Genomic DNA, 258 nt, shown 5'->3' on the forward strand with positions numbered 1-258 from the left:
CTAATTTTAAAGAAGCAAATAAAAATATTCAGTTTGAAAAAACACCATTCTTCCCAACTACTGTTGAAATGAAATGGGAGCCTGTTAAAGGCGTTAGAAGGTGTGGAATCAATAACTTTGGTTTTTCTGGGACAAATTGCCACGTCATCCTAGAAGAGTATTCAGTTAAGAAAGAATTTCATCCAGAAAGTCATACAGAATTGCCTCTCATTTTTACTATATCCGCAAAAAACAAACAAGTATTAAAACAACTTATTG

1 protein-coding gene is annotated in these 258 nt (G+C 32.6%); it reads left to right on the forward strand.

Annotated features, from left to right (window positions below; all coding sequences use genetic code 11):
- On the forward strand, positions 1 to 258 hold a 258-nt coding region (locus SB764_RS42040; protein WP_410867041.1), incomplete at both ends, for a ketoacyl-synthetase C-terminal extension domain-containing protein.

The sequence above is a fragment of the Paraburkholderia sp. SIMBA_027 genome, from assembly GCF_046535315.1.
Lineage (GTDB): Bacteria > Pseudomonadota > Gammaproteobacteria > Burkholderiales > Burkholderiaceae > Paraburkholderia > Paraburkholderia tropica.